Origin of the sequence: Streptomyces phytophilus (genome assembly GCF_013870535.1) — a bacterium.
In the GTDB taxonomy this organism is placed as follows: Bacteria; Actinomycetota; Actinomycetes; order Streptomycetales; family Streptomycetaceae; genus Streptomyces; species Streptomyces phytophilus.
Genome location: NZ_JACBXC010001386.1, coordinates 1 through 1,520, shown reverse-complemented (window position 1 = coordinate 1,520; position 1,520 = coordinate 1). Strand labels below are relative to the sequence as shown.

2 protein-coding genes are annotated in these 1,520 nt (G+C 73.1%); both read right to left on the bottom strand.

Annotated elements, in window-relative coordinates; genetic code table 11:
* Positions 1 to 728 (bottom strand): NAD-dependent epimerase/dehydratase family protein (locus H5J30_RS32615; RefSeq protein WP_181791277.1); only part of this gene is annotated, 728 nt, incomplete at its 3' end.
* A gap of 87 nt (positions 729 to 815) precedes the next feature.
* Positions 816 to 1,520, bottom strand: a 705-nt coding sequence (locus H5J30_RS32610; protein ID WP_181791275.1) for a hypothetical protein, incomplete at its 5' end; no start/stop codon positions are given.

The window sequence follows — 1,520 nt, the reverse complement described above, 5'->3', positions numbered from 1 at the left end:
TCGGTGACGTTGTAGACGCCGGGCGCGCCCCGCTCCACCGCCGCGGCCGTCGCCGCCGCGGCGTCGTCGATGTGGATGAGCGACATGATCCCGTCGCCGCTGCCCACCACCGGCAGGCGCCGCTTGAGCACCATCTCCGCCTGCTGGCCGCCCGGGGAGATGCTCGTACCGGGGCCGTAGAAGCCGCCGTAGCGCAGGACGATGCCTTCCATGCCCGGGGCGGTGGTGACCGCTTCCTCCAGGTGCTTGATGGCCGCCAGGGACTCCTCGGAGCCGGCCGGCGGGTCGGTCTCCATCGGGTCCTCCTCGGTCTTGATCCAGCCGCCCTCGCGCTTGTACGGCCAGCCGGCGAAGCTCTGCGCGACGAACCGCCGGGTGCCGGACTCCGCGGCCGCCGCCAGCAGGTTGTCGGTGCCCGCGGTACGCAGCCGGTTGGTGGGGGCGAAGGAGGCGTCGAGGCGGCGGAGGTCGCGCGGGCGCAGCTCGATCTTGTGGGACAGCGCGGTGGCCTCGTGCACGATCACCTCGGGGGCGGCGTTCGCCACGGTCTCCCGTACGGCTGCCGCGTCGAGGACGTCGAGTACGGCCGGCTCCACGCCCGCGGCGCGCAGCCGGTCGGCCTTCGCCTCGCTCGTGGTGGTGCCGGTGACGGTGTGCCCGGCCGCGGTGAGCAGGGGGAGCAGTCGGCTGCCGAGGGCGCCCGTGGCGCCGGTGACCAGGATCTTCATGGCCCCAGCGGATCACTGCGGGCGCCCTCGCACCACGCGGGTTGCGCCTATCGGAGGGCGGTGATTCACCCGGAAGGGGGGCGCGCGCTACTGCTCGGTGGACTTCAGGGACTGCTCCCGGCCGCGGTCCATGATGCGGCGGTAGACGTACCAGCCGGTGTCCTGCACGGCTTCCTTGGTCGCGCGGTCCTGGGTGGTGACGGCCTTGCCGTCGGCGTAGCCGGCGATGGTGAAGTAGGCGTAGCGGCCGAGGGTGTTGGTCGTCAGCCGGCAGGCGGTGGCGCGGCAGAACTCGGGTACGCCCTTGCCGGGCAGCGACTCCAGGTTGCCGAGGGCCTGCTCGGCGGTGCGGCCGGCCGGGCCGTCGTTGTCGAAGACGGCGACGCCGACGGTGACGGCGGTGTCCCCGCGGGTGTACGTGGCGCGCAGCAGCCGCTTGCAGTCGTTGGCCTTGAGGACCTTGGCGAGTTCCGTGGAGGCGGCGGAGGCGCACTTGTCGGTGCTGTCGGTGGCCCTGCGGTCGTACGTGTGGCCGTCGACGGTGATCTTGGCGTTGGGGAAGAAGCTGTCGACGGTCAGCGGCGCCGGGTCGGTGTCCGCGGAGGAGATCAGCTTCCTGGGGTCGGGCGGCGGGGCCACCGACGAGAACGTCGGGTCGCCCTCCCCGCTCTCGCTCTCCGCGCCGGATATCTGGTTCTTCGACGCGCCGCCCGACGGGTCGTCGTCGCCGCCGGAGGTGGTGACCACCGCCGCGGCGACCGCGCCGGCTATCACCACCGTCGCCAGTGCCCC